Source organism: Paenibacillus sp. XY044 (genome assembly GCF_002257645.1).
Lineage (GTDB): Bacteria > Bacillota > Bacilli > Paenibacillales > Paenibacillaceae > Paenibacillus_AQ.
Window position 1 is genome coordinate 84225 of the sequence record NZ_NQMO01000015.1, and the last position, 23693, is coordinate 107917.

Here is a 23693-nt window from a genome sequence, read left to right on the forward strand (position 1 = left end):
CGTATATACAGGCAGCTGTGGGCTGCGAAATGAAGTTTTTGGGAATGTCTATGGAGTTTTGGTGACCGCAATGATATGGTAATATACAGTTTGGAATAGGGATGGCGATAACGAAGACCTTGGCCATTTCATTACTTATTTATATTTAGAAAAAATCCGGATCGCCGGAAGCAGGATGGGAGTAAATCAGCGATGTTGATGACAGAACAACTAATCCAGTGGCTCGGCACCTTTGGGGCCGATGAAGACGGCGGGGTAACCCGGCTTTTATATACGCCTTCCTGGAAGGAGGCGCAGGAAGCTTTGGCGGGCAAAATGGAGGAGCTGGGTTTGGCTGTGCGTTACGACGATGCCGGCAACCTGTGCGGACGCCTTCAGGGAACGGACGGGAGCGGTACGTGCATTTTGACGGGTTCCCATGTCGATACGGTACAGCGCGGGGGCAAATATGACGGGGCGTACGGCATTGTCGCCGGCATTACGGCGTTGTCCCGTCTTCGGGAACAATACGGCATGCCTCGCAAAACGATTGAGGTCGTGGCGTTTTGTGAAGAGGAGGGAAGCCGCTTCCCGTACAATTATTGGGGCTCGACCTTTATGACGGGTTCCGCCACTTACAAGGATGTCGAGCAGGCACTGGACCCGCAGGGAGTACCCTTGATACAGGCAATGAAGCAGGCCGGGTTCGGCCCCGGCTCGCATGGCCAGGGTCCCCGCAGCGATGTGAAGGCCTTTGTGGAGCTTCACGTTGAGCAGGGCGCGATTCTGGAACAGGAGGGCAGGTCAATCGGCATCGTGGAACAGATCGTCGGCCTCCAGCGGTACACGATCCGTGTACAAGGCGAAGCGAACCATGCGGGGACGACACCGATGGCGTACCGGCGGGATGCGGCCCGCGCCGCGTCCGCGATGATCATGGCCATCATGGACCGGACCGAGGAGCTGGGCGCGCCGCTCGTGGCGACGGTCGGCCAGATGGAGCTTCATCCCAATACGCCGAACGTTATTCCCGGAAAGGCGACGTTCACGCTGGATGTGCGCCATCCCGATGGAGGCCGGCTTGAGGAGGCCTGCGACAGCCTGCTGCATATGGTCAGGTATGAAGCGCGGAAGCGGGGCGTGGATGTGTCGACGGAGCGCTGGATGAACGTCGCCCCGATCGGCATGGATGCCGGATTGACCGGCATGATCGAAGACATCTGTATCGATCAGGGACGGTCTTACCGGCGGATGCCAAGCGGGGCCGGGCATGACGCGCAGATTTTCGCCTCGCACTGCAAAACCGCGATGGTGTTTGTCCCTAGCCGCCAGGGCATCAGCCATTCGCCGCTGGAATATACCGAGCCTGGGCATTTGGAGGAAGGGGTCCAGGTGCTGACCGAGCTGCTGCGCCGGCTGGCCTATTGAACGATTCGGAATACGGCAATCCTTCCATGACAAAAAAAGCCCCGCAGGCCATCTCAATGGCTCTGCGGGGCTTCTTGATTTGCACATAAATTATTGATTGGCGATCATTTGACGCAGCACGGTTTGCAGAATGCCGCCGTTGTGGTAGTAATCCACGTCGACCATGCTGTCCAGACGGGCCGTTACCGGGAATTCGAACTTGGTGCCGTCCTCGCGTGTGGCGGTGACAGTCAGGTTCTCGCCCGGCTTGATTTCGTTGCTGAGGCCGGTAATGTCGAACGTTTCGCGGCCGTTGATGCCCAGGCTGCTCCAGCCATGGCCTTCCTGGAACTGCAGCGGAAGCACGCCCATGCCGACGAGGTTGCTGCGGTGAATCCGCTCAAAGCTTTCGGCGATGACGGCTTTGACGCCGAGCAGGAATGTACCTTTGGCCGCCCAGTCACGGGAGCTTCCCGTACCGTACTCTTTACCGGCAATAACGACCAGGTTTTGTCCGTTGTCCTGATACTTCATGGAAGCATCATAGATGGACACGACTTCGTCCGTAGGCAGGTAAGTCGTAACGCCGCCTTCGGTGCCTGGTGCCACTTGGTTCCGGATGCGGATGTTCGCGAACGTACCGCGCATCATGACCTCATGGTTACCGCGGCGGGAACCGTAAGAGTTGAAGTCCTTGCGTTCAACGCCGTGCTCCTTCAGGTAAAGACCTGCAGGGCTGGTCGGCGAAATGTTGCCGGCAGGAGAGATGTGGTCCGTCGTGACGGAGTCAGCCAGCAGCGCAAGCACGCGTGCAGACTTGATATCCTCGATGTCGGCCAGGCCGTTTCCGAGATTCTCGAAGAACGGAGGATTCTGGATGTACGTGGACTGGTCGTCCCACTCGTACAGCTCGCCTTCCGGAACCGGAATCGCGTTCCAGCGCTCGTTGGCGGTAAACACGTTCTCGTATTTGCTGCGGAACGATTCAGGGCTGACGGACAAGCCGATCGCTTCTCTGATTTCCGCGGAAGTCGGCCAGATATCTTTCAGATAGACTGGCTGGTTGTTCGGATCGTAACCGATCGGATCGTTCTGCAGGTCGATGTTGACCGTACCCGCCAGCGCGTAAGCAACAACGAGCGGCGGAGAAGCCAGGTAGTTGGCTTTAACCTGCGCATGGACGCGTCCTTCGAAGTTACGGTTACCCGACAGCACGGCAGCGACGGTCATGTCGTTGTCGGTGACGGCTTGGCTCACTTCGTCCGGAAGCGGGCCGGAGTTACCGATACATGTTGCGCAGCCGTATCCGGCTACGTAGAAGCCAAGGGCTTCAAGCGATTCAAGCAGACCGGCTTTTTCCAGGTAATCCGTAACGACGAGGGAGCCCGGAGTCAAGCTGCTCTTCACGTATCCCGGTTTCTTCAAGCCGCGTTCCACGGCTTTCTTCGCCAGGAGACCTGCGCCCAGCATAACGCTTGGGTTCGACGTATTCGTACAGCTGGTGATCGCCGCGATAACGACCGCGCCGGTTCCCATTTCGCTGACGGAGCCGTCTTTATGCTTCACGGACACTTTTTCTTCAATCTTGGCATCGCTCAGGCCGTATCCGCCTTTTTCGATCGGCGTGCGGACGATGTCGTTGAAGGAATCCTTCATATGAGTCAGCTCGATACGGTCCTGCGGACGCTTCGGTCCGGCAAGGCTCGGTACGACCGAGGCCAGGTCGAGTTCGATGATGTCCGTAAATTCCGGATCTTCGGTATCCGCGGTGCGGAACATGTTCTGTGCTTTGTAGTAGGCTTCTACCAGAGCAACCTGATCGTCGGAGCGGCCGGTGTTGCGCAGGTAAGCCAGCGTTTCGTCATCGACTGGGAAGAAGCCGATGGTGGCGCCGTATTCCGGTGCCATGTTGGCAACCGTTGCACGGTCAGCCAGGCTGATGTTGGCCAGACCCGGTCCGAAGAACTCGACGAATTTGCCGACAACGCCTTTTTTACGGAGCATTTGGGTAACGGTCAGCGCGAGGTCGGTCGCCGTAGCGCCTTCCGTCAGGCTGCCTGTAAGCTTAAATCCGATAACGTCAGGCGTTACAAAGTAAAGCGGCTGTCCGAGCATGCCCGCTTCGGCTTCGATCCCGCCGACACCCCAGCCAACGACGCCGAGGCCGTTGATCATCGTGGTATGGGAGTCCGTACCTACGAGGGAGTCCGGATATACAACCGTTTCTCCGTCCGTCGTCTTGGTAGCAGCCACGGATGCGAGATATTCCAGGTTGACCTGGTGAACGATACCTGTTCCCGGAGGAACGGCGCGGAAGTTGTTGAATGCGGTTTGGGCCCAGCGCAGGAAGCGGTAGCGTTCCTCGTTGCGCTCAAATTCCACCTGCATGTTGTAGTTAAGGGCGTCGCTGGTACCGAACGCATCAACCATAACGGAGTGGTCGATAACGAGATCGACCGGAACGAGCGGGTTAATCTGCTTCGGATCCCCGCCGGCTTTCTTCACGGTGTCGCGCATAGCTGCAAGGTCGACGACGACCGGCACGCCGGTGAAATCCTGCAATACGATACGGGCCGGAATGAACGGAATTTCCTTGTTATCGTCACGTTCTTCATTCCATTTGGCCAGCTGCGATACATGCTCCTCGGTAATGGCACGTCCGTCGAATTGGCGGACAGCGGCTTCCAGGAGCACCTTGATGGAGAACGGAAGCTTGGAAATGCTGCCGAGTCCCTGCTCTTCAAGAGCCTGCAGGCTGTGATAGCGGTAGGTTTTGCCTCCGACTTCCAGACTGCGGGCCGTGGAAAATTGATCCTTTGCTGTCATACATGTACCTCCTTGATCGTAATTCGGTTCCTCTGTTTACTTTGATTCATCAAATCAGTCATCATTCAGGTGGCTTGGGTGAGAGCGATAAGGGCGATCACTTTGCCGTTCCTTGTTTCACTAGATGAAACATAATTTCAAAATAGTGAGGTTCGCTTTTAGTATACCGTTTACAAGCCGGGGAGTAAAGTACTTTTTGCGTCTATTTATATGAAGAGACCGAGGCGGCAAAAGAGCAGGAAACGATGCTCCGATCTGCGCCGGGACTGGTTCTGGGCGATTCTGAGCCGAGGCTGCGCAGGCTTATCATTTCCCCACCTCCGGCGGACATACATATTGCGAAAACGGACCAAGGTTCATAGGTCCGCCTTTTTTTTCATATAGTGGAATATACGCAGCCGAGCATTAGATTCGGGTTAACGAAACGGGTGAAAGGGGAATGCATGGAATGGAGAAGGAATGGAAGCAGACACTGTACACCTACGTCAATCAATACAACCAGCATCAGATCGATTACCGGTCACAACATACAGATCAGGTCGTGACGGATCCGGCTTATTTATTGGCGAGGGGAGAGCGGGCCTCCCGGCTGTCACAATGGTATGCCGGAAGGGGGGCAAGGCCGCTTCGCAGCGAGACAAGGGCCAAGCTGCTGCGGACGATCCGCGATACCCCGGAGGAGGCGGTCATCGACGTGCAGCTGTATGTTCAGCTGTTTTACGAAAAGGGCGGCGTCAACCATGTAGAGGAAATGATCCAGCGGGAGAGGCTGAGCCTGATCCGGGACGGGGACGCCTGGGTGATCGTGTCGGTGGAGCAGCTGACGCCGGAGAAGCACCCGGCCGCCGGCATCCCTGCCGTGCATACCGGGCAGCCGGCCTACGCCTATGCCACGGGCGGGTCGAAGCCTTACCTGAACGCCGAGGTGCTGCAGGGCGGTCCGGGCCGCAAAACATCGCGCTACAACCGCGCAGCAGCGGCGGCTTATGCCGACGAGTGGTGGGAGTCCAGCAATCCGGAGTTTGCCGTATTTGAGGTAGACTGCACCAATTACATCTCGCAATGCCTCTTTGCAGGGGGGGCTCCGATCCACTATACTGGTAAAAGAGAAGCGGGTTGGTGGTACAAAGGGTATGTCGGGAGCAAAGAGTGGTGGAGCTACAGCTGGGCGGTTTCGAACGCGCTGCAGTCCTTTATGTCGTCAAGCAGCTGGGGTCTCCGCGGAGAGTTGGTGGAACGGCCTGAGCAGCTTATGCTGGGCGACGTCATTTTCTATGACTGGGACGGCGACGGCTCCTTCCAGCACAGCACGATCGTCACGGCATTTGACGCCGGCGGCAGCCCGCTGGTTAACGCTCATACGGTCAGCAGCAAGCACCGTTTCTGGGACTACAAGGACTCCTACGCCTGGTCGGAGAACACCGTATACCGTTTTTTACATATCCCGGACTACTTCTAAACCATTATAATGGTATATGAACAGCGGCAGGAGGTCACCTGCAATCATTAGGAAAAAGAGAGGTTTGGCATGGGGAACAACAAAACAACCGTAGGCCTTGTGTACGGCGGTAAATCAGGAGAACACGAGGTATCGCTGCAGACGGCCTTTGCGGTAATGAACGCCTTTGATTACGATAAATACGAACTTATTCCTTTCTATATTACGAAGCAGGGCGAGTGGAGAAAAGGGACGACGCTGCAGGCTCCCCTCGGCAAGCTGGACCAGTTGAAGCTGGAACAGAGCCAGGAAGGAACGGAAGCTGCGCTGGGAACGATTTTCAGCAGGCTGTACGGCGGAGGGGGAGGCATCGACCTGATGTTCCCGCTACTTCACGGTACCTATGGGGAAGACGGAACCATCCAAGGTCTGTTCGAAATGGCGAATATTCCTTACGTAGGCGCCGGAGTCCTGGCTTCCGCAGCCGGAATGGATAAGGCCGTAATGAAAAAGCTGTTTGCGCAGGCAGGCCTGCCACAATGCGGCTACCGCTATTTTACGAAAACGCAATGGGAGCGCAGCAGCTTTAATCTGATCATGGGCGTTGAGGACGACCTTGGCTACCCATGCTTTGTAAAACCGGCGAATTTGGGATCGAGCGTAGGCATCTCCAAAGCGCGAAACCGCGAGGAGCTGGAGCAGGCGATCGAGCTTGCTTTCCGCTATGACCTCAAGGTCATCGTCGAAGAATTTGTGGACGCGCGCGAAGTGGAAGTGGCCGTGCTCGGCAATGACGAGCCGATGGCATCCGTGCCGGGTGAAATTATTTCTTCCAGCGACTACTACGACTACGCAGCCAAGTATACGGATGGGCAGTCCGAGATGGTCATTCCGGCTTCGCTGGACGCCGAGACGGCGGACCGGCTGCGCGAACTCGCCCTGATCGCCTTCCAGGCGATCGAAGGCAGCGGCATTACCCGGGCGGATTTCTTTATCCGCAAATCGGACGGCGCCATCTTCATCAATGAGGTCAACACGATGCCGGGCTTCACCCCATACAGCATGTATCCGCTGCTCTGGCGTGAAACGGGCCTCGGGTATCAGGCGCTGCTGGACCGGATGATCGAGCTGGCGCTGGAGCGGTTCAACAGCAAGCAGTCGCTGGTTTTTGCAAGCGACATTTAGCATGGCGCTGCAGAAGCTTTAGGTTCACGGCGCCAGGAGCAGGTTTATACGTTACAGCAACACAATATAAGGTATCCGGCCGGCTCTGCAGTACAGGCCGGGTACCTTTTCCATTTAATCAGGAGAAGGAGATGAAATGATGGGTTTCCAGACCGAGTTCAATTCCGTGTGCAAGTTCAAGAGCGACCAAGAGTTGTACGAGCTGCTCGAATACGGACGCGGCAAAATGGTCAAGCAGGGCTTCCGCGTATTCCCGACCGGCCAGAAGGTGATTGCCTATACCCCGAACAACGTGGCGGTGGCGATCGTTAAGATCGTCGGCTGCATCGCCGAGATCAATTTTCAGGGGCAGGAGGTCACGGAGGTCGAAATGGAGCTCATCCGCAAGCTGACCGATGAAGAGTCGCGGATTCAGACCGATTTGGCTTATGAAATGTTTTTTGGGGAACATACTTCTTAAGGATGATTTTATAACCAAGAGGAGTAGAAGCCGATGATGAGGGTCCGTTTCGGATATGTGGCGATGTCAACCGTAATTAAAGATGCGTCCCCCTCCAGAACGATGACGATGGCCAGCTTCACCAAACTGAACGACCGGGAGGCGGCCATCCGCAAGCTGGAGCGGATCGCGGCCGAAAATTTGCATAACACGCTGCGGCTGCTGAAGCATAACCATGGCAGCAAAATTCACGTGTACCGGTTTTCTTCCAAGCTGATTCCGCTGGCGACTCATTCGGACCTTAGTGATTGGAATCCATTTGAGGCGCTCCGCGAGCCGTTCGCCGAAGTAGGCGAATACGTCAGGGAGCATGACATGCGGGTGTCTTTTCACCCGGATCATTTCACGGTTCTCAGCACGCCGCGGCCCGAGGTGCTCGAGAGCTCCATCCGCGACCTCCGCCACCATGTAACGATGCTCCAGGCGATGGGACTGAACGCGACAGCGAAGAACAACATACATATCGGCGGAGCTTATGGCGACAAAACCGCTGCGGCGCAGCGGTTTGAGGAGCATTTTGCCGGACTGGACGCGAGTATCAAGCAGCGGCTGACGCTGGAAAACGACGACAAGACGTTCACGGCCGTAGAGACGCTTAAGGTCTGCCAGCATGTCGGATTGCCGATGGTACTGGATATTCACCACCAATGGGTCAATAATGATGGTGAGAAGCCTTGGGAGCTGTGGCCGGACATCCTGCAGACCTGGTCGACGCCGCTGGCGCAGGCCGATGCCGCGGAGGACAAGCCGCTTCCGCCGAAAATTCACGTTTCCAGCCCCAAGAGCGAGTCGGATCCCCGCGGTCATGCCGATCACGTCGAGATGGAACCGCTCCTTACTTTTTTACGGAAAATTGCCGGGGATACGCCTGCCGTGGATGTCATGATTGAAGCCAAAGCCAAGGACGGGGCTCTGTTTAAGCTGATGGAGGATTTGCAGGCATATAAGGGTGACGGGGTGCGTATTCTGGATGGTGCGAGTATCGAGATGACTCCCTAGTTTTAGGGGGATTTCATACGGGGCATAACCCTTGGGGCCAGTGTGGAAATCGGTTACCCGGTCCGAAACGGGCGAAACTTTGCCGGAGTCTATACGTATAGTTTTAGAAGATAGAGTCAGCGGTATGACGCATCAGCTGATCCACACGGGGACGGGAGTTGTGTAAACCTGTCATCTTGGCTCCGCCCGCGGTCGGGGCCGTTCCAAAGTACAGATCTAATCAGAAAGTAGAGTGAATGCTTTGAACCAAGAGGGTAAGGTACCATACGTCGTAACTAGCAAGAGCTTTACGGCTGTAGCGATTAACGCCGCCTCGAAAGCCGGCGAATGGATTAAGAGTAAACTGGGCACGGTAAAACAGTTGGATACCAAGTCCGGAGCGCCGGATTTGGTCACTGAAGTGGACAAGGGCGCCGAGCAAATGATCCGCAAGCTGATTTTCACTCATTTTCCGGATCATGCGCTTCTTGGAGAGGAAGGGGTCGAGCCCGGACCGGAGGCTTCCAAGAAAGCGCTTGAGCAAGCGCTGGACGAGGAATATTTGTGGATTGTGGATCCGGTGGACGGAACGACGAACTATGTTCACGGGTATCCGTTCTTTTCCGTATCCATTGCTCTTGCGCATAAAGGAGAAGTGATCGTCGGGGTCATTTATGATCCTTCACGCGATGAAATGTTTGTGGCCGAGAAGGGCAAAGGCGCTTATGTACATGGCAAGCGCATGTCCGTATCCCCGCAGGGAACGCTGGATGAGAGCCTCCTTGCAACCGGCTTTCCGGTAGGCCGAGATACGACGCTTCCGCAAAATATGGCCGGGCTCAACTACCTCGCGCCGCGGGTACGCAACATCCGTTCCGGAGGCTCCGCGGCACTGCATCTGGCTTATGTTGCCAGCGGGCGGCTTACCGGTTACTGGGAAGTCGGCCTGAACGCCTGGGATCTGGCGGCGGGGTCGCTGATGATCACCGAGTCCGGCGGCAGCATTACGGACACGCTTGGCAATCCTTATCATCTGGGCGTTCGCCATGTGGTTGCCACCAATGGGCTGATCCAGCAGGAGCTGGTCGGCGCATTGAAGGAAGCGAAGGGAACCGGCGAATAATTAGAGATTCAGAAGCTGGCCTGATCCCCGGGCTGTTTCATTAGGCATGAATCAGGGTAACCAAACAAAGGAAGTAAACGATTTTAATCACGCGGTGGCAGGCCACCGGTACAGCGCAAAGGAGTGTCAACCCATGAGTGAGAAGGACAATTTGGAGCGGCAGCTCAGTGACATGCTGACCGAAGGCGAGCTGCAGCAGCAGCAAAACCGTGAAGAGAAGGAGCGTGAGCTCATTTCTCCGAGATATGAAATCCGGGTTCAGACGAAGATGGACCCGATCGTGGAAGAGACGAAGATTTACCGGGGCATGGCGAAGGAGCTTGATGACCGGTATGATAAATATATGAATAGAGCCGAAGGGGACGGATCGTCCGGCGACAAGTCCCTCGAGGACAAGGAATCGTAGAGAACGTGGTCGTTTAATCAATTCAGAGTAGACCTGTGTGGCAGCTGCCGATTCGGCAGCGCGGCCGCCAGGTCTTTTTTTGTTTTTAGCCTTATCCCCACCGTAATAATTTCAACCCTAAATCGCAATATTGCCTCCTCAAAATTTGGATAGCGATCCGGTAGACTGATCCTTGTAAAACAACCTATTTTCGAGAGGGGCATTTAGAAAATGAGAAAAGGCAAGAAATGGCCGGTCATGCTGCTTGCGCTCATCATGATGATTTCCTTGTCCGCCTGCGGCGGAGGCAGCAACAACGGCAGCGGAGCGGAAGGAACGGCGGAGCCGGCGGCCACCAATACGGATGATTCCTCGAAGACAAGCTCGGACGAGAAAATCGAGCTGTCCTTCTGGTCGCTCGGCACGACCAACTATGAGGAGCTCGGCAAAGAATACACCAAAGAGCATCCCAACATTACGATCAAATTCCAGAACACATCCGACCAGACCGCGCACCATAACAACCTGACGACGGCTTTGTCCGCCGGATCCGGTGCTCCGGACATTTTCATGCTGGAGATCGGCTTCATGGAGCGGTTCATCACGGCGGAAGACAAATTTTACAACCTGAACGATTTAGGGGCTAAAGATATCGCCGGCAACTACTTGGACTGGAAATGGAAGCAGGGCTCGTCCAAGGACGGCAGCTTCCAGATCGGGCTTCCGACCGACATCGGTCCGACCGTTGTGTACTACCGCACCGATTTGATGGAAAAAGCGGGCCTGCCGACCGATCCGGAAGAATTCGGCAAGGCGATCGACACGTGGGATAAATTCGCGGCCGTGGCAAAGCAGTTCAAAGAGAAAACCGGCAAGCCGTTTGCGGACTTGACGGATCTGGTTTACAACGGCGTTCGTGACCAATCCGATGGCGAAATCTATTTCAGCAAGGCGGACGGCTCCTTCATCGGCGACAAAAACCCGATGGTAAAGAAAGCCTATGACTTTACGGTCAAAGGCATTCAGGAAGGCTGGATCGGCAATACGCTGCTGTGGTCTCCGGAATGGGGTCAGGCGACCAACGACGGCGGATTCGGCGTCATGCTCGGACCGGCTTGGATGGCCGGCAACATCAAGACCAACGGGCCGGACTCTTCCGGCAAATGGAGAATTACGCAGCTGCCTGAAGGCGCGGGCAACTGGGGCGGTTCCTTCCTGACGCTGCCGAAGCAGGGCAAGCATTCGAAGGAAGCTTATGAATTCATCGCCTGGCTCGACAGCAAGGAGAATCAGCTGGAATCGTTCAAATCCAAAGGCTTGATGCCTTCGATTCCTGCCTTGTACACAGATGAAGCCTTCACCGGCTTCAAGGACGACTTCTTTGGCGGTCAGGCGACGGCCGTGGAATACGGCAAAGCCGCGCAGCGCGTCAAACCGGTCTACTACGGCCCGCTGCATGACCAGACGGATACGTTCTTCAAGGATGCGCTGAAAAACGTCCTCGAGAAAAAAGCCGATCCGGCCAAAGAATGGGACGCTGCCGTCGAGAAAGCCAAAACGCTGGCAGAGCGCAGCTAACATTTTCAGAAATCCGATTGTTGAAGTATTGAGGTCTGATCCAAACTCGTCAGGACGGCCGCAGGGCCATCCTTGGCGGGTTTGGATGATCCTATGAGAACCGCGGAGGTGCAGCATGGCAGAAACCGTAATCGCTTCGCAGGCCCGGAGCAGCAAGAAGCCTTTTCTGACGGAGCAAAGGCGGAGCCGGATTACAGCCTATACGTTTATTTCGCCTTTTTTTATTTTGTTCGCCATTTTCGGGTTGTACCCGATTTTCTTTACGATTTATCTGTCCTTCTATAAATGGGACGCGCTCGGACCGATGAAATACGTCGGGATGAAAAACTACGACCTCATCACGAGTGATCCGACCTTCTGGATCTCGTTCGGCAATACGCTCATCATGGGCGTCATGGGCACCGTCCCGCAGCTGATTATTGCGCTGCTTCTGGCGGTCATGCTCAACTCGGCGATGACCCGGTTCAAGAAGACGTTCCGGGTTCTCTTTTTCATGCCCAACATTACGTCGATCGTGGCCGTAACGCTCGTATTCAGCACCCTGTTCGGCAACAATGGCATGATCAACTGGATGCTGAACGGCCTGGGGCTGGAAAGCGTGGCTTTCAATTCCGGCTGGTGGGGCGTCAAAATCGCTATCTCCACCATGGTCATGTGGCGCTGGACGGGCTACAACGCGATCATCTTCTTGTCCGGTCTGCAGAGCATTCCCATGGACCTGTACGAAGCCGCGCGCATCGATGGAGCGAACCGCCGCCAGCAGCTGGCCTACATTACGCTGCCGCTGCTCAAACCGTTTATCGTCTTCGTAACGCTGATCTCGACCATTGGCGCGCTCCAGCTGTTCACCGAACCGTACGTCTATTTGGGGCAGTCCGGAACGGGATCGACCCGCCAAGAAGGGATTACGATGGTGACTTATTTGTACAGCGAAGCTTTCCGCAACGGATTTTTCGGTACGGCGGCGGCCACGGCGGTCATGCTGTTTATCATTACGATCATCTTCTCCATGATTAACATGTGGGTTTCGGGACGGATGAACGGAGATACGGAGGGTGGCAAGGCATGAGTTCACTTCAAACGGCTTCTTCCCGGACGCCGGGGGATACGGGAATCATCGGCAAAACGCTGTTTTACATTTTGCTCGTAATCGGGGCGCTGGTCTCGATATTTCCTTTTTACTGGATGTTCGTCATTGCGACGAATGACCGCGGCGCGGTATTTCATATTCCCCCGATGCTGTCCATCGGCGGCGAGTTTCTGAACAACTTCCAGCGGGTGCTGGAGCGGACGGACTTCTTTCGCGCGCTGCTCAATTCGCTCTTTGTCTCTTCCATGGTGACCGTGTCGGTGGTATTCTTTTGCACCTTGGCCGGATACGCCTTTGCCAAGTACGATTTTCCGCTGAAAAATGCGCTCTTTTATTTCGTGATCGCGACCCTGTTCGTGCCGACCCAGCTGAGCGTGCTGCCGACCTATATCATCATGGCGAAGCTGCACTGGATCGATACGTACAAGGCGCTGATCGTTCCGGCGATGGTGAACGCCTTCGGGATCTTTTGGATGCGGCAGTATATCTCCACAGCGGTCCACTCCGAACTGATCGAGTCCGGACGGATCGACGGCGGCGGGCATTTCCGGATTTTCTGGAGCATTGCGATCCCTGTCATTACGCCGGCTATGGCGACGCTGGGCATTCTCAATTTCATGAACGTCTGGAACGACTTCTTCTGGCCGCTCGTCGTGCTGAAGAACAGTGAGCATTTTACGATCCAAATCGCGCTGCAGCAGCTGTTCTCCAACCGCGACGGGCTTGATTACGGCATGGTTATGTCCGCGACGTTTACGGCGACGCTGCCCCTCCTGATCGTGTTCCTGCTCTTCAGCCGCTGGGTCATTGCCGGTTTGACCTCCGGGGCCATCAAGAGCTGATTCCCCTAAAATCTGTCAGACACGAAGGAATTATTTCATGCCATGAAGAATGAATAGATCTAAAGACATGGAAGCAGGAGGCAGGAGGACCTAAATGCCATGAAGCTCCGCCGCAAAATATTACTGGCTATTATTCTTCTGGTGTTCATACCGGTCATCATTATGGGCGTGGTCACCTATTACAACTTTTCCAGCGCCATGGAGAAGAAGTCGAACAATTTCTACTGGATTTCGCTGCTGGAGACGGACCGCAAGCTCAAGTTCGCCTTGAACGAGATCAACTCCGTCTCCAATGCGGCGATTACCCAGCCGGTCATTCAGCAGTTTCTGAAAAATCCGGATGTAAGCGTGACGTACGACCGCAGGCAGGAGATCAACAATTTGCTGATCAACCACCCGATGATTTCTTCGTTCAGTCTGTACTCCACAAACCAATTAATCTATCAGTATAATGCGCCGATGTCATTCGACGATTTGAAGCAGCAAACCTGGTATGCGTCCATGCTGAGCGCCGAAGGGCGTCCGGTATGGTCCGGACCGGGGGAGAACGGTTCGGCGGCATCGGGCCGGCCGGTCATGATTCATGCCCGTGTCATCAAGGACTACTACTCGCTCGAGACGATTGGCTACCTGGTCATCTATGTGAAGCCGGATATTTTGGATCAGGTATTCTGGGAAGCTGCGACGCTGAAGAACGGGGACATTCTGCTGGTGAACAAAGAGGGAAGCGTCGTGTTCAACAAATCCGGGGATCGGATCGGGGAAAACATAGCTTTTCCTTTTCTATCAGGCACGTACACGAAGACAAAGGACTATTACGTAGATTCCTTTCATCACGAGAAATCGCTCATTACCTTTTTGCCCTCTCACAATGAACAGTGGTATTTGGTTGCGGTGACGCCGCTGAAGCTGATTCGTTCTGAATCCGTTTCCATTCGGAATATCGCCATTATTTTAGGACTGTTTTCCCTGCTGTCGGCACTCTGGTTCGACCAGTTTTTTATCCGCAGGCTGGTCCGCAGCATTATCAGCGCCGTGAACGGCATGAAGCGGGTCAAGCAGGGCATCTTCGTGCCCATCACATCCCACACGCAAAGCGATGATGAGACCGATCTGCTGATCGACGGCTTCAACCGGATGAGCTCGCAGATCCAGGAGCTGATCCAGCAGGTAGAGACGGAGCAGACACGCAAGAAGGAAGCCGAGCTGCAGGCGCTGGTGGCCCAGATCAATCCCCATTTTATTTACAACTCGCTGGAGTCGATCAACTCCATGGCGGTGCTGGCCGGAAACCGGGATATCAGCAAAATGGTCATTTCCCTCGGCAAGCTGCTGCGGATCAGCATCAGCGAGAACCAGGAGCTCATTCCGCTGTATATGGAATTCGAGCATGTGCGCCATTACTTGAACATTCAGAAATACCGGTTCGAAGACCGGTTCGACTATGAAATCGACATTCCCGAGACGCTGCGATCGTATATGACCCAGAAGCTGATCGTTCAGCCGATTGTTGAAAACGCTTTGTACCATGCCATTGAGCCGATGGAGGACAAAGGATATATCCGCATTCAGGCTCATGAAGCCGGCCGGGACATCGTCATCGACGTGACGGACAACGGGCCGGGCTTTGACTCGGAGTCGCTGCTTCGCATTTGGAACAAGGAGTCCGCCGGATCGAACAAGTATCATGACAGTGGTGTGGGCTTAAAGAACGTCCATGAACGGCTGCGGATCCGGTTCGGGGGCTATTACGGCATCCTCATTTGCTCCTCTCCCGGCGGCGGATCCATCGTCCGAATCCGGGTGCCGAAAATTATGCCATAGCACCGGGGGCGTCCGGGAAAGGAGGAGAAAGACGGATGTTAAGAAGAAAACTGCGAAGCTGGGGCTGGGTTCTCCTGTATGCGGTCATACTGACCGGTACGGTCGTCGTGGTGGCGCATGCCAACCATGAGCCGATCGAAGAGGACGCCACCGATAAAGTCACGCTGACCTTCCGGCATTTTTGGATCAGCGAGCACGACCGGCCGATGCTGAACATTTTTGAGGATGTCGTCCGCGAGTTTGAGGAGGCTCATCCCAACGTCAAGGTCAATTTCGACGGGATGGATCAAACGATCCACCGGGAGCAGAAGCTTAAGAGCGAGATGGTGACCGGTACGCCACCGGACATGTTCGTCCTGTTCGGCGGTGCCGAGATGGAGCCGTACGTCAGGTCGAACCGGCTGCTCGATTTGACGGAGTTCGTGAACGGCAACCACCTGGAGAACGAGTTCAAAGATTTGAAGCTGTGGACCTTCGACCGCCATGTCTACGGCCTGCCGATTGAAGGCAATGCGGAGCCGTTGTATGTAAACGCCGCGCTCTTCCGCAAGCTCGGCATCGCCATTCCGGAAACGTTAAGCCAATTAAACGAAGCGGTGGACGTGCTGCAGCAGCACGGCTATATCCCGTTTGCCCTCGGCAACGAGGAGCGCTGGCCGGCGGCCATTTTTGCCCATTATTTAATGGACCGCTACGGTAATCCGCAAATGATCGAGAACCTCGTCGAGGGAAAGAGCGACGCCGCCTTTCAAAATGCTGCCTATCTGAAGGCATTTAACCAGATCGAGTTATGGGCGGAAAAAGGAGCGTTCGGTCCCCATCCCAACGATATTTCGACCGAAGAAGCGATCGACCTGTTCAGCCACGGCAAAGCGGGCATGTACTTAAATGGCAACTGGGACATTACGCTGTTTCATAATGAGCGGGCGCCGGTTGATTTTCAGAACGATATTAAGGCTATTCCGTTCCCGTCCCTCGAGCCCGGCGGCTCCAAGTCGCTTGCGGGAGGTTATACGATCGGGATCGGCTTATCTTCCAATTTAACGGAAGCGCAGAAAAGGGCGGCTCTGGAGCTGATGAAGAGCTTATACACGACGGAAGTGCAGGAGCGGATCGTGTACGAGGGACTGCGGATTCCGTCCATGCGCATTCCTTTTGACGCGGAGCGGACCGGGCCGGTCTTTCCGCAGGTGACCGCATTGATGGAGCAGTATCCGCAAACCTTCGTTCCTTATGACAATATGCTGTCCCCGGAAGTGAACAAATCGTTTCTGGCGGTGATCGAAGAGATGATTCACGGAGACATTTCGGCAGGAGACGCGCTGCAGGAGCTGGACGTCTCCTCGCAGCAGTACTGGAACCTGAGGCGCAGCACAACGGTGAAATAAAGGAGGGATAAGAAGTGGAAGGTTCAGGCCGGCATTATACAGCCCTATTGGTGGATGACGAACCGATCATCCTGCGGAGTCTGAAGGCCGCCATCCCCTGGGAGGAGCTGGGGATCGAGGTGGCCGGCGAGGCAAAAAACGGCGAAGGGGCGCTCGAATTGGTCCGGGAGCAAGCGCCGGACATTATTATCAGCGATATCCGCATGCCCGGCATGGATGGCATTACGCTGATGAAGGAAGTGCTTACGGAGAACCCCGGCCGCATTTTCATCGTGATCAGCGGCTATGGTGAATTTGAATATGCCAGGGAGGCGCTTCGGCAGGGGGCCTTCGACTATCTGCTGAAGCCTATTGATCATGACGAATTAACGGAGATGCTGAAGCGGGCGGCTGCCCGGCTGGACGCGCGGCGGGCCAGCGACAGCCTGCTGCATTCGGTCCAGGTGCTGTCCGTGATGGCCCGCGAGCGGATGTACGCGGAATGGATCGAGGGCAACGACCGTCCGCGCGGGCCGCTGGAGTGGCTGGATAGCCATGAACTGGATGAGGACTACTTTATGGCCGTCGTGCATCTCGATCATTACCAACAGCTGAGCGAACGGTGGACGATGGCCGAAAAGCGGCTGTGGTTGTTTGCGGTCCGCAACATTTTGGAGGAGTGGTCGCAGCAGTTCGGCTGCCTGGCGGTATTTCCTTTTCACAGCGGGGAATGGATCGTGCTGTTCCCGGATGTGCTGCAGCCGCGAAAAATCACGCTTGGCCACGATATGATCGACCGGATCCGTACGTATTCCAAACTGAAGTGCTCGGTTGGCCTCAGCCGTACGACCCGGGGAATCCACCAGCTGAGCAGAGCCTATGACGGGGCAGCCCGGGCGCTGTACCAGCGCTTTTATTCCAAGCAGGAGGGCGTGTTTGCCGGCACGGAACATGAGGAAATGGCCGGACATCCGGATTTGAAATATCCGAAGCATCTGGAATCGCTGCTGCTGGATGCCATCCGGACGCTCGATACGGGGCGCCTGAACGCAAGCTGGGATGAGCTGAAGGGATATCTGGAAGAACAAGCCTATCCGAAAGAGGCGGCCGAGCGGCTGCTCATCGAGCTGACGATTGGCCTGTGCCGCCAGCTGGAGCAGGGAAATCCGCAGATCGATTGGCGCCTGGACGGCCTGATTCATGAGCTGCATGACCAGGGAAGCCTGCATGACGCGATCGCTCTGCTCAAAAGGGTATTTGCGGCGCAGCTGACGGATCACCTGAAAAGCCAGCACCGGGAAGACGGGCCCACCGTGGTCGAGAAGGCGAAGCAGTATATTTTGAACCATTACCATCAAGATCTCAGCATCGAGGAGGTCGCCGAAGTCGCAGACCTGAGCATCAGTCATTTCTGCACCTTGTTCAAGCAGGTATCCGGCTACACGTTCCTTGAGTATTTAACGGAGTGCCGGATGGACAAAGCCAAATACATGCTGAGCCATACGAGCGTAAAAGTGTACCAAATCGCGCCGCTGGTGGGGTATCAGGATCCGAAGTATTTTACCCAGGTATTTAAAAAGGCCACGGGCCAAACTCCGACCGAATACCGGGAATCGCATGCCGCTGTTCCGGGGAAAAACTAATCCCGCAAACCGGTAAATGGTGGTAAACTGAAGTTAGCAAGCAAGCCTTTGGCATCCTGCCGGAGGCTTGTTCCATTGAATAAGGAGTGATGAAATGCTTCGAACTGTTCACAAGTACATAGGTTCGCTGTCCGTTGCGCTGCTGTCCTCGGCCCTCGTGCTGAGCGGGGCGGGTGCGGCACCAGCTTCTTCACCGCAAGCGGCGGTGAAAGAGCCCTATCGGATCGTCGCCTTCGGCGATTCTTTAACCGTCGGCTATGAGCCCGGCAAGGGCGAGAAGGACGTTACTTACGGTTTTGTGGACCGACTGCAGGAGCAGGGGCTGCTGCACGGCCGGACGGAAACGGTGAATGTGGGAATCGCCGGACTGAAGAGCGAGGGGCTCCAACACTTTGTTGAGGCCGTCACAGCTGGACAGCCGATCGGTGCCGAGGCGATTCAGCCAAACCTGCCGGATCCCCGTACCGCCCAGATCGGAGCGGCTGTCTCACAGACCCAGTCGGCCGTGAAGGCCGCAGACGCGATCACAATCACGATCGGCGGCAACGATATGTCCGAGCTGCTGCAGACGGGGAGCCAGATGACGGACCAGCAGCTGTCCGACCGGGTACAGGAGCTGTTCAAGCTGTACTCGGACAGCATGAAGGTCGTGCTGGACGACCTGCACGGCTTAAATCCGGACGCGCTGATCGTGGTCGCCGACCAGTACCAGCCGATGCCGGAAATCGCCGACAAGGCGCTGTATCCTAAGCTGGAGCAGACGGCCCAGGCCTTTACGGACGTCATTGACAAGATGGCGGCCTCCTATCAGTCGCAGGGCGTCAATGTCAAAGTGGCCCATGTGGCCAAGGAGTTCGTCGGCGGCGAGGGCACGATGACGCATATCATTGCGGATCGCGATATTCACCCGAACCAGATGGGGTATGAGGCGATGGCGAAGGTGTTCTCCGAAGTGATCTGGGGCGGCTACACCAAGCTGGCCGTTCACGAATCCGGTTCGCCGATGGGCATCATCGTCGGCGGCAAGGAGCTGAACACGCCTTACAAGCCGGTGATCAAGAACGGCGCGAATTTCGTGGCGATCCAGGACATCGTGAACGCGGTCGGCGCCACTTCCAAGTGGGACGGCAAGACGTCCAGCGCGACGATCAGCTACGCGGGCAACACGGTCGTGATTACGATCGGCGCCAGCACCGTGAAGGTGAACGGCCAACCGGTCGCCGTCGGCGCACCGGCGTTCCTGAACAAGGTCGGCAAGGAGTCGAAGACGTATGTACCGCTGGCAGCGCTGGCGCAAGGCCTGGGCTTCGACGTCCAGTACGTGGCGAAGCTGAGAACGGCATTTATCAATCCATAATAAGCACGAGAAGGGCTTCCCCGGTGATGGGGGAGCCCTTGTTGTTTGTGGGGGCTTCGAAGTCTGAGGGCAGGCGCTCCGGGGCCCATACCTCTGGTGGGATCTTCTCCGACGCCCACATCTCTGATGGAATCGCTCCGAAGCCTCTTTGCAAGCCCGCTGCGCGTCCGGCTCATGCTTCCGACCGCTGTTGCTCGCGAATTTCCCGGATTAGACGATGATGTCGAAATTCGCTCACAGCTTATGCTTTCGATGCTAGCTTTCCTGCGGAAAGCTTTTAGGCGGCCGCTGCCGCTTCTCCAGCATGAATCCGGCCGCTCCGCTGAAATCGGAGAAGTGGAGGAGGCGAAGCCTGGCTTCGCCCATAGCCCTATTCCTGCCACCGCAACCCGGCAGGCAAGTCCCTATCTCAGCGAACGGCGAGGGCTCCGCAGGGAGCCTTCCGTGCACATAGATCGACCCTGCGTGGCCATTCTCTCCCTCCATAACATAGACGGCGTACTCGGCATCGGATAGTATCCGGTTCAGACCTTACTTGAAATGCGGTCTCCCGCGACGGATACGCCAATTGGCTGGACAGCCGTCTTCATTACCGGCCGCTTGCTTTCACCTGCCCAATTATCAGCACGACCTTGCCCTGGCCGTGCCCGCTGGCCAGCTCGCGGTGCGCCGCGGCGGCCTCTTCCAGCGGGAAGGTCCTACGGACGTGGACCTTCAGCATGCCCGCGGCGCATAGCTCCGCCAGCTCGGCCAGCCGTGCGGCCGAGCGCTGGCTGCGGATCATGCGGACGCCGAGCTCCTCTGCAAGCTCGCCGTCCGCGATCGTGCCGATGCGCTCCTTGTCCGGGACGAGGTCCACGGACACGCGGAGCGCATCTCTCCCGGCGGCGTCGAGGGCCGCATCGACACCGCCGGGAGCCAAGGCAAGGACCCGGTCGCCTAGGCCGGGGCCGTAGGCGACGGGGATGGCCCCCAGGGCGCGCAGGTAGTCGTGGTTCCGCTCGCTTGCGGTCCCGATGACCGTAGCGCCCAGGGCGCGGGCAAGCTGAACGGCCATGGTGCCGACCCCGCCGGCGGCGCCATGGATCAGGACAGTGTCACCCTTGCCGACACGGAGCTCTTGAAGGGCGGTATGGGCCGTTTGCCCTGAAGCCGCGAGCGCCCCGGCCTCTGCCCATGGGATGCCCGGCGGTTTACGTGCGATTTGGCTGGCGGGAACGACGACGTATTCGGCGTAGCTGGCCAGCAGAGCCCAGCCGATCACGGCATCGCCGGCGGAGAAGTCCGCTACGTTGTCTCCGGCCTGCTCGATCGTTCCGGCGAAGTCATTGCCGAGAATTTGCGGAAACCGGATGCTTAGACCGGGCGGGACCCATCCGGTTTCCCGGACAGCCAGGTCGAACGGCTGAACGCCCGCTGCTTTTACACGCACTCTGACCTCATCGGGACCGGGTATGGGGAGCGGCACTTCCGCCGTATGCAGTACGTCCGGCGGACCAAACATGCGGATTACCGCCGCGTTCATTTTTCGTTGTTCTGCCATGACATGGATCATCCTTTCGGTATTTGAATATGGTTAAATCCGGAGCTTTTTATTTCATGGCTGCCGGTGGTGAGCTTGTGCGGCCTGATTTTTGCTATCGCCCTCGGCCTGTATTTATTCTATAATCGATCATAAATAATAAAAAATATATATAATGTTATTTATTAATAGCTTTGAGTATATAAGGAGGGATTTCGATGGAGCTGCTGCAGCTTCAATATTTTCGCAAAGTCGCCGAGCTTGAGCATATAACCCGTGCGGCGGAGGAGCTGCGCATTGCCCAGCCTGCCCTCAGCAAGACGATTTCGCGGCTGGAAGAGGACCTGGGCGTGCCGCTGTTTGACCGGAAAGGGCGGAAGATTAGGCTCAATGCTTTTGGCCGGGCCTATTTGCGCAAGGTGGAGACCGCACTGAACGCTCTGGAAGACGGAAGGAGAGAACTCGAGGATCTGGCGGGAGCGGAGAAGGGCAGGGTGAGCCTGGCGACGACCACACATAAGTGTTTCTCCGATCGGATCGGAGATTTTCTGGCGATGCATCCGGAAATCCGGCTGCAAATTTCCCAGGCGGGAGAGCAGGAGAAGCGGGATAAGCTGCAAAGCGGAGAGCTGGATTTGTGCATCACGTTCCCTCCGATCGAGGAGCCGGGCATCGAGGGAATTTCATTTTTGATGGAGGATATTTTGCTGGCGGTGCCTTCATCGCACCGGTTTGCGGGTCGCAGCAGCATCCGGTTAAGCGAAGCGGCGGGGGAAGCTTTTATTTGCATTCAGAGCGGCAATCCGTTCCGGAAAATGACGGATCAGTTTTGCAGGCAGGCCGGGTTTGAGCCGGATATCGTGTGCGAGGTGGATGAGCATTCGGCCGTTGGCCATTTTATCCGGGCGGGGGTAGGCATCGCCTTTTTCCCTGAAACGCTCGTGGATCGCATAGGCTTTCCGTTTCATGTGCTGCGGATTGAGGAACCGGTCTGCCGGCGAACGTACCAAATCGCATGGCAAAAGGACCGCTATTTATCCCAGGCTGCGCGCGAATTCCGGGATTTCCTGGTCCAGAGCTTTTAGGGTATGCCGGGTTTCTGCATGACAAACAAAAAACCGCCCAAGGAGCGGCCTACTGCCGTATCACCTTGGACGGATATCCTCAGTTGGGCCGGCCGGGAGTCTTCCGGTGGCCCTTTTTTACGTGAAATTTATGTCCGGGAAAAATAGTTGATGCCCATGGCCTCCCGAACTTCGCCCATCGTTTGGCGCGCGGCCTCGCGGGCTTTTGCGGTACCGGCCATCAAGATGTCGTCGATGTCGCCCGAACGTTGTTCATACTGTGCGCGGCGCTCGCGGATCGGCTCCAGCACCTCTTCGATCGCATCGGTGATTTTGGACTTACAGGCTGCGCAGCCGAGCGCGCCCCGGGTGCACATGTCGTGTATATTGCCGCTGTCCTCCGGGCGAAAAATCTGATGATACCCGTAAATCGTGCAAACCTCCGGATGGCCGGGATCCGTTTTGTGCACGCGCTCCGGATCGGTGGGGGCCTTGCGAATCCGGCTGCGGACCTCGTCCGTGGTGGAATCCAGGGAGATGGCGTTGCCGAGGCTTTTGCTCATTTTACTCGAACCGTCGAGTCCGTCCAGCCGCTCACCCACGATGATTTGCGGCTCCACCAGGACGGGGGCGTACAGTTCGTTAAAGCGGCGCACAATTCTGCGCGTCTGCTCGATATGGGGAATCTGGTCCTCGCCGGCGGGAACCAAGGTGGCTTTGCAGAAGGTGATGTCTGCCGCTTGGCTGACCGGGTAACCGAGGAAGCCGTAATATAGATCCTCGTATCCGCGCTCGGCCGCCTCGCTCTTGATCGTCGGGTTGTGACGAAGCGAGCTGACCGACACGAACATCGAGTAAAACACCGTCAGCTCGGCGATCTCGGGGATCATCGACTGCACGAACAGCGTTGCACGCTCAGGGTCAATGCCTACGGACAAATAATCCAGCGCCACCTGGCGCACGCTTCCGGCCAGCATTTCCGGTGTATGAAAATGGGTGGTCAGCGCCTGCACGTCCGCCAGCATGATATAGGTTTCGTACTGCTGCTGAAGCTGCACCCGGTTCTTCAGGCTGCCGACGTAATGGCCGAGATGCAGCTTGCCGGTCGTCCGGTCTCCGGTAAGGACAATGTCCTTGGGGTTTGTGTTTTTCGAATGTGTCATCGTTATTCCTCCTGAATTTACTTTTGTTTGTGTACCAAACTGTACATACCATCATTCCTTGTAACCCGGCTTTCCCGGGCCGCCACCACCAGCCATCATCCATGGCCATCACCTCCTTCAGTACTGCAGTTTTGTTTGGTTGATCGGGCAGAAGGACCGGCGATAGACGCCTATGCCATGCTTGGGAAGGGCTTCAAGCTCATGCCCCTTTAGTTCAAGCCTCAAGACAAGCCCCAGTCCATATGCGCATTGAACACCAAAAAAGCCCCGTCCTTGGGATCCCCATGCTGGAATTATTCCAGACGGAGATCTATCCAAGGACGGGGCTCTAGCCCGCGGTGCCACCTTGATTGGCCGCCATCCTCTGGGGATGCAGCCCTGCTCAACAGGTACGGATTCCGGCAGCTAAATGAAACTGCGCAT

General features: G+C 56.4%; 18 protein-coding genes and 1 other annotated feature (1 of these 19 only partly in view). Of the genes, 15 read left to right on the plus strand and 3 right to left on the minus strand.

Annotated features, from left to right (window positions below; genetic code table 11):
- Positions 1 to 192 precede the first annotated feature (192 nt).
- On the plus strand, positions 193 to 1407 hold the full coding sequence (locus CJP46_RS34045) for a M20 family metallo-hydrolase (protein ID WP_094600054.1): 1215 nt from the start codon (positions 193 to 195) through the stop codon (positions 1405 to 1407).
- A 90-nt stretch (positions 1408 to 1497) separates the two neighbouring features.
- Here CJP46_RS34045 and acnA read toward each other — a convergent pair whose 3' ends face one another.
- A complete protein-coding gene (gene acnA / locus CJP46_RS34050; protein ID WP_094600055.1) occupies positions 1498 to 4212 on the minus strand; it encodes an aconitate hydratase AcnA in 2715 nt (904 codons plus the stop codon).
- A 448-nt stretch (positions 4213 to 4660) separates the two neighbouring features.
- Here acnA and CJP46_RS34055 point away from each other — a divergent pair, with 448 nt between their 5' ends.
- From CJP46_RS34055 to CJP46_RS34115, 13 genes are all read left to right on the plus strand, one after another.
- The gene (locus tag CJP46_RS34055) at positions 4661 to 5671 is read left to right on the plus strand and encodes an amidase domain-containing protein (protein WP_094600056.1); all 1011 of its coding nucleotides are present in this window, start codon (positions 4661 to 4663) and stop codon (positions 5669 to 5671) included.
- 69 nt (positions 5672 to 5740) lie between these two features.
- Positions 5741 to 6835 carry a D-alanine--D-alanine ligase gene (locus CJP46_RS34060; protein WP_094600057.1) on the plus strand — a complete coding sequence of 365 codons (1095 nt, stop codon included), beginning with the start codon at positions 5741 to 5743 and terminating at the stop codon, positions 6833 to 6835.
- A 139-nt stretch (positions 6836 to 6974) separates the two neighbouring features.
- The gene (locus CJP46_RS34065; RefSeq protein WP_076175803.1) at positions 6975 to 7295 is read left to right on the plus strand and encodes a hypothetical protein; all 321 of its coding nucleotides are present in this window, start codon (positions 6975 to 6977) and stop codon (positions 7293 to 7295) included.
- 36 nt (positions 7296 to 7331) lie between these two features.
- The gene (gene uvsE / locus CJP46_RS34070; RefSeq protein ID WP_094600090.1) at positions 7332 to 8333 is read left to right on the plus strand and encodes a UV DNA damage repair endonuclease UvsE; all 1002 of its coding nucleotides are present in this window, start codon (positions 7332 to 7334) and stop codon (positions 8331 to 8333) included.
- A 241-nt stretch (positions 8334 to 8574) separates the two neighbouring features.
- Positions 8575 to 9435, plus strand: a complete 861-nt coding sequence (locus CJP46_RS34075; RefSeq protein ID WP_094600058.1) for an inositol monophosphatase family protein — start codon at positions 8575 to 8577, stop codon at positions 9433 to 9435.
- Positions 9436 to 9568: 133 nt separating this feature from the next.
- Complete coding sequence (locus CJP46_RS34080) at positions 9569 to 9841, plus strand: hypothetical protein (RefSeq protein WP_094600059.1); 273 nt, start codon at positions 9569 to 9571, stop codon at positions 9839 to 9841.
- Between the two features lie 210 nt (positions 9842 to 10051).
- Positions 10052 to 11398 (plus strand): ABC transporter substrate-binding protein, encoded by a 1347-nt coding sequence (locus CJP46_RS34085; RefSeq protein WP_094600060.1) that lies wholly within the window; start codon positions 10052 to 10054, stop codon positions 11396 to 11398.
- Positions 11399 to 11513: 115 nt separating this feature from the next.
- On the plus strand, positions 11514 to 12467 hold the full coding sequence (locus tag CJP46_RS34090; RefSeq protein WP_094600061.1) for a carbohydrate ABC transporter permease: 954 nt from the start codon (positions 11514 to 11516) through the stop codon (positions 12465 to 12467).
- A complete protein-coding gene (locus tag CJP46_RS34095) occupies positions 12464 to 13330 on the plus strand; it encodes a carbohydrate ABC transporter permease (protein WP_094600062.1) in 867 nt (288 codons plus the stop codon). The genes CJP46_RS34090 and CJP46_RS34095 overlap by 4 nt, the downstream gene beginning before the upstream one ends.
- Positions 13331 to 13429: 99 nt before the next feature.
- Positions 13430 to 15154 carry a sensor histidine kinase gene (locus CJP46_RS34100; RefSeq protein WP_094600063.1) on the plus strand — a complete coding sequence of 575 codons (1725 nt, stop codon included), beginning with the start codon at positions 13430 to 13432 and terminating at the stop codon, positions 15152 to 15154.
- A gap of 35 nt (positions 15155 to 15189) precedes the next feature.
- Positions 15190 to 16542 carry an ABC transporter substrate-binding protein gene (locus tag CJP46_RS34105; RefSeq protein ID WP_094600064.1) on the plus strand — a complete coding sequence of 451 codons (1353 nt, stop codon included), beginning with the start codon at positions 15190 to 15192 and terminating at the stop codon, positions 16540 to 16542.
- A gap of 14 nt (positions 16543 to 16556) precedes the next feature.
- Complete coding sequence (locus CJP46_RS34110; RefSeq protein ID WP_094600065.1) at positions 16557 to 18164, plus strand: response regulator; 1608 nt, start codon at positions 16557 to 16559, stop codon at positions 18162 to 18164.
- A gap of 94 nt (positions 18165 to 18258) precedes the next feature.
- Positions 18259 to 19521, plus strand: coding sequence for an SGNH/GDSL hydrolase family protein (locus tag CJP46_RS34115; protein WP_094600066.1), 1263 nt, complete (start codon positions 18259 to 18261; stop codon positions 19519 to 19521).
- A 589-nt stretch (positions 19522 to 20110) separates the two neighbouring features.
- Here CJP46_RS34115 and CJP46_RS34120 read toward each other — a convergent pair.
- Positions 20111 to 21046: an NADP-dependent oxidoreductase gene (locus tag CJP46_RS34120; RefSeq protein WP_094600091.1), complete on the minus strand. Its 936-nt coding sequence runs from the start codon at positions 21044 to 21046 to the stop codon at positions 20111 to 20113.
- A gap of 215 nt (positions 21047 to 21261) precedes the next feature.
- Here CJP46_RS34120 and CJP46_RS34125 point away from each other — a divergent pair, with 215 nt between their 5' ends.
- Positions 21262 to 22128, plus strand: a complete 867-nt coding sequence (locus tag CJP46_RS34125) for a LysR family transcriptional regulator (protein WP_094600067.1) — start codon at positions 21262 to 21264, stop codon at positions 22126 to 22128.
- A gap of 128 nt (positions 22129 to 22256) precedes the next feature.
- Here CJP46_RS34125 and trpS read toward each other — a convergent pair whose 3' ends face one another.
- On the minus strand, positions 22257 to 23270 hold the full coding sequence (trpS, locus tag CJP46_RS34130) for a tryptophan--tRNA ligase (protein WP_094600068.1): 1014 nt from the start codon (positions 23268 to 23270) through the stop codon (positions 22257 to 22259).
- A gap of 313 nt (positions 23271 to 23583) precedes the next feature.
- Positions 23584 to 23693 (minus strand) — a binding site (T-box leader); it runs 195 nt beyond the window's last position.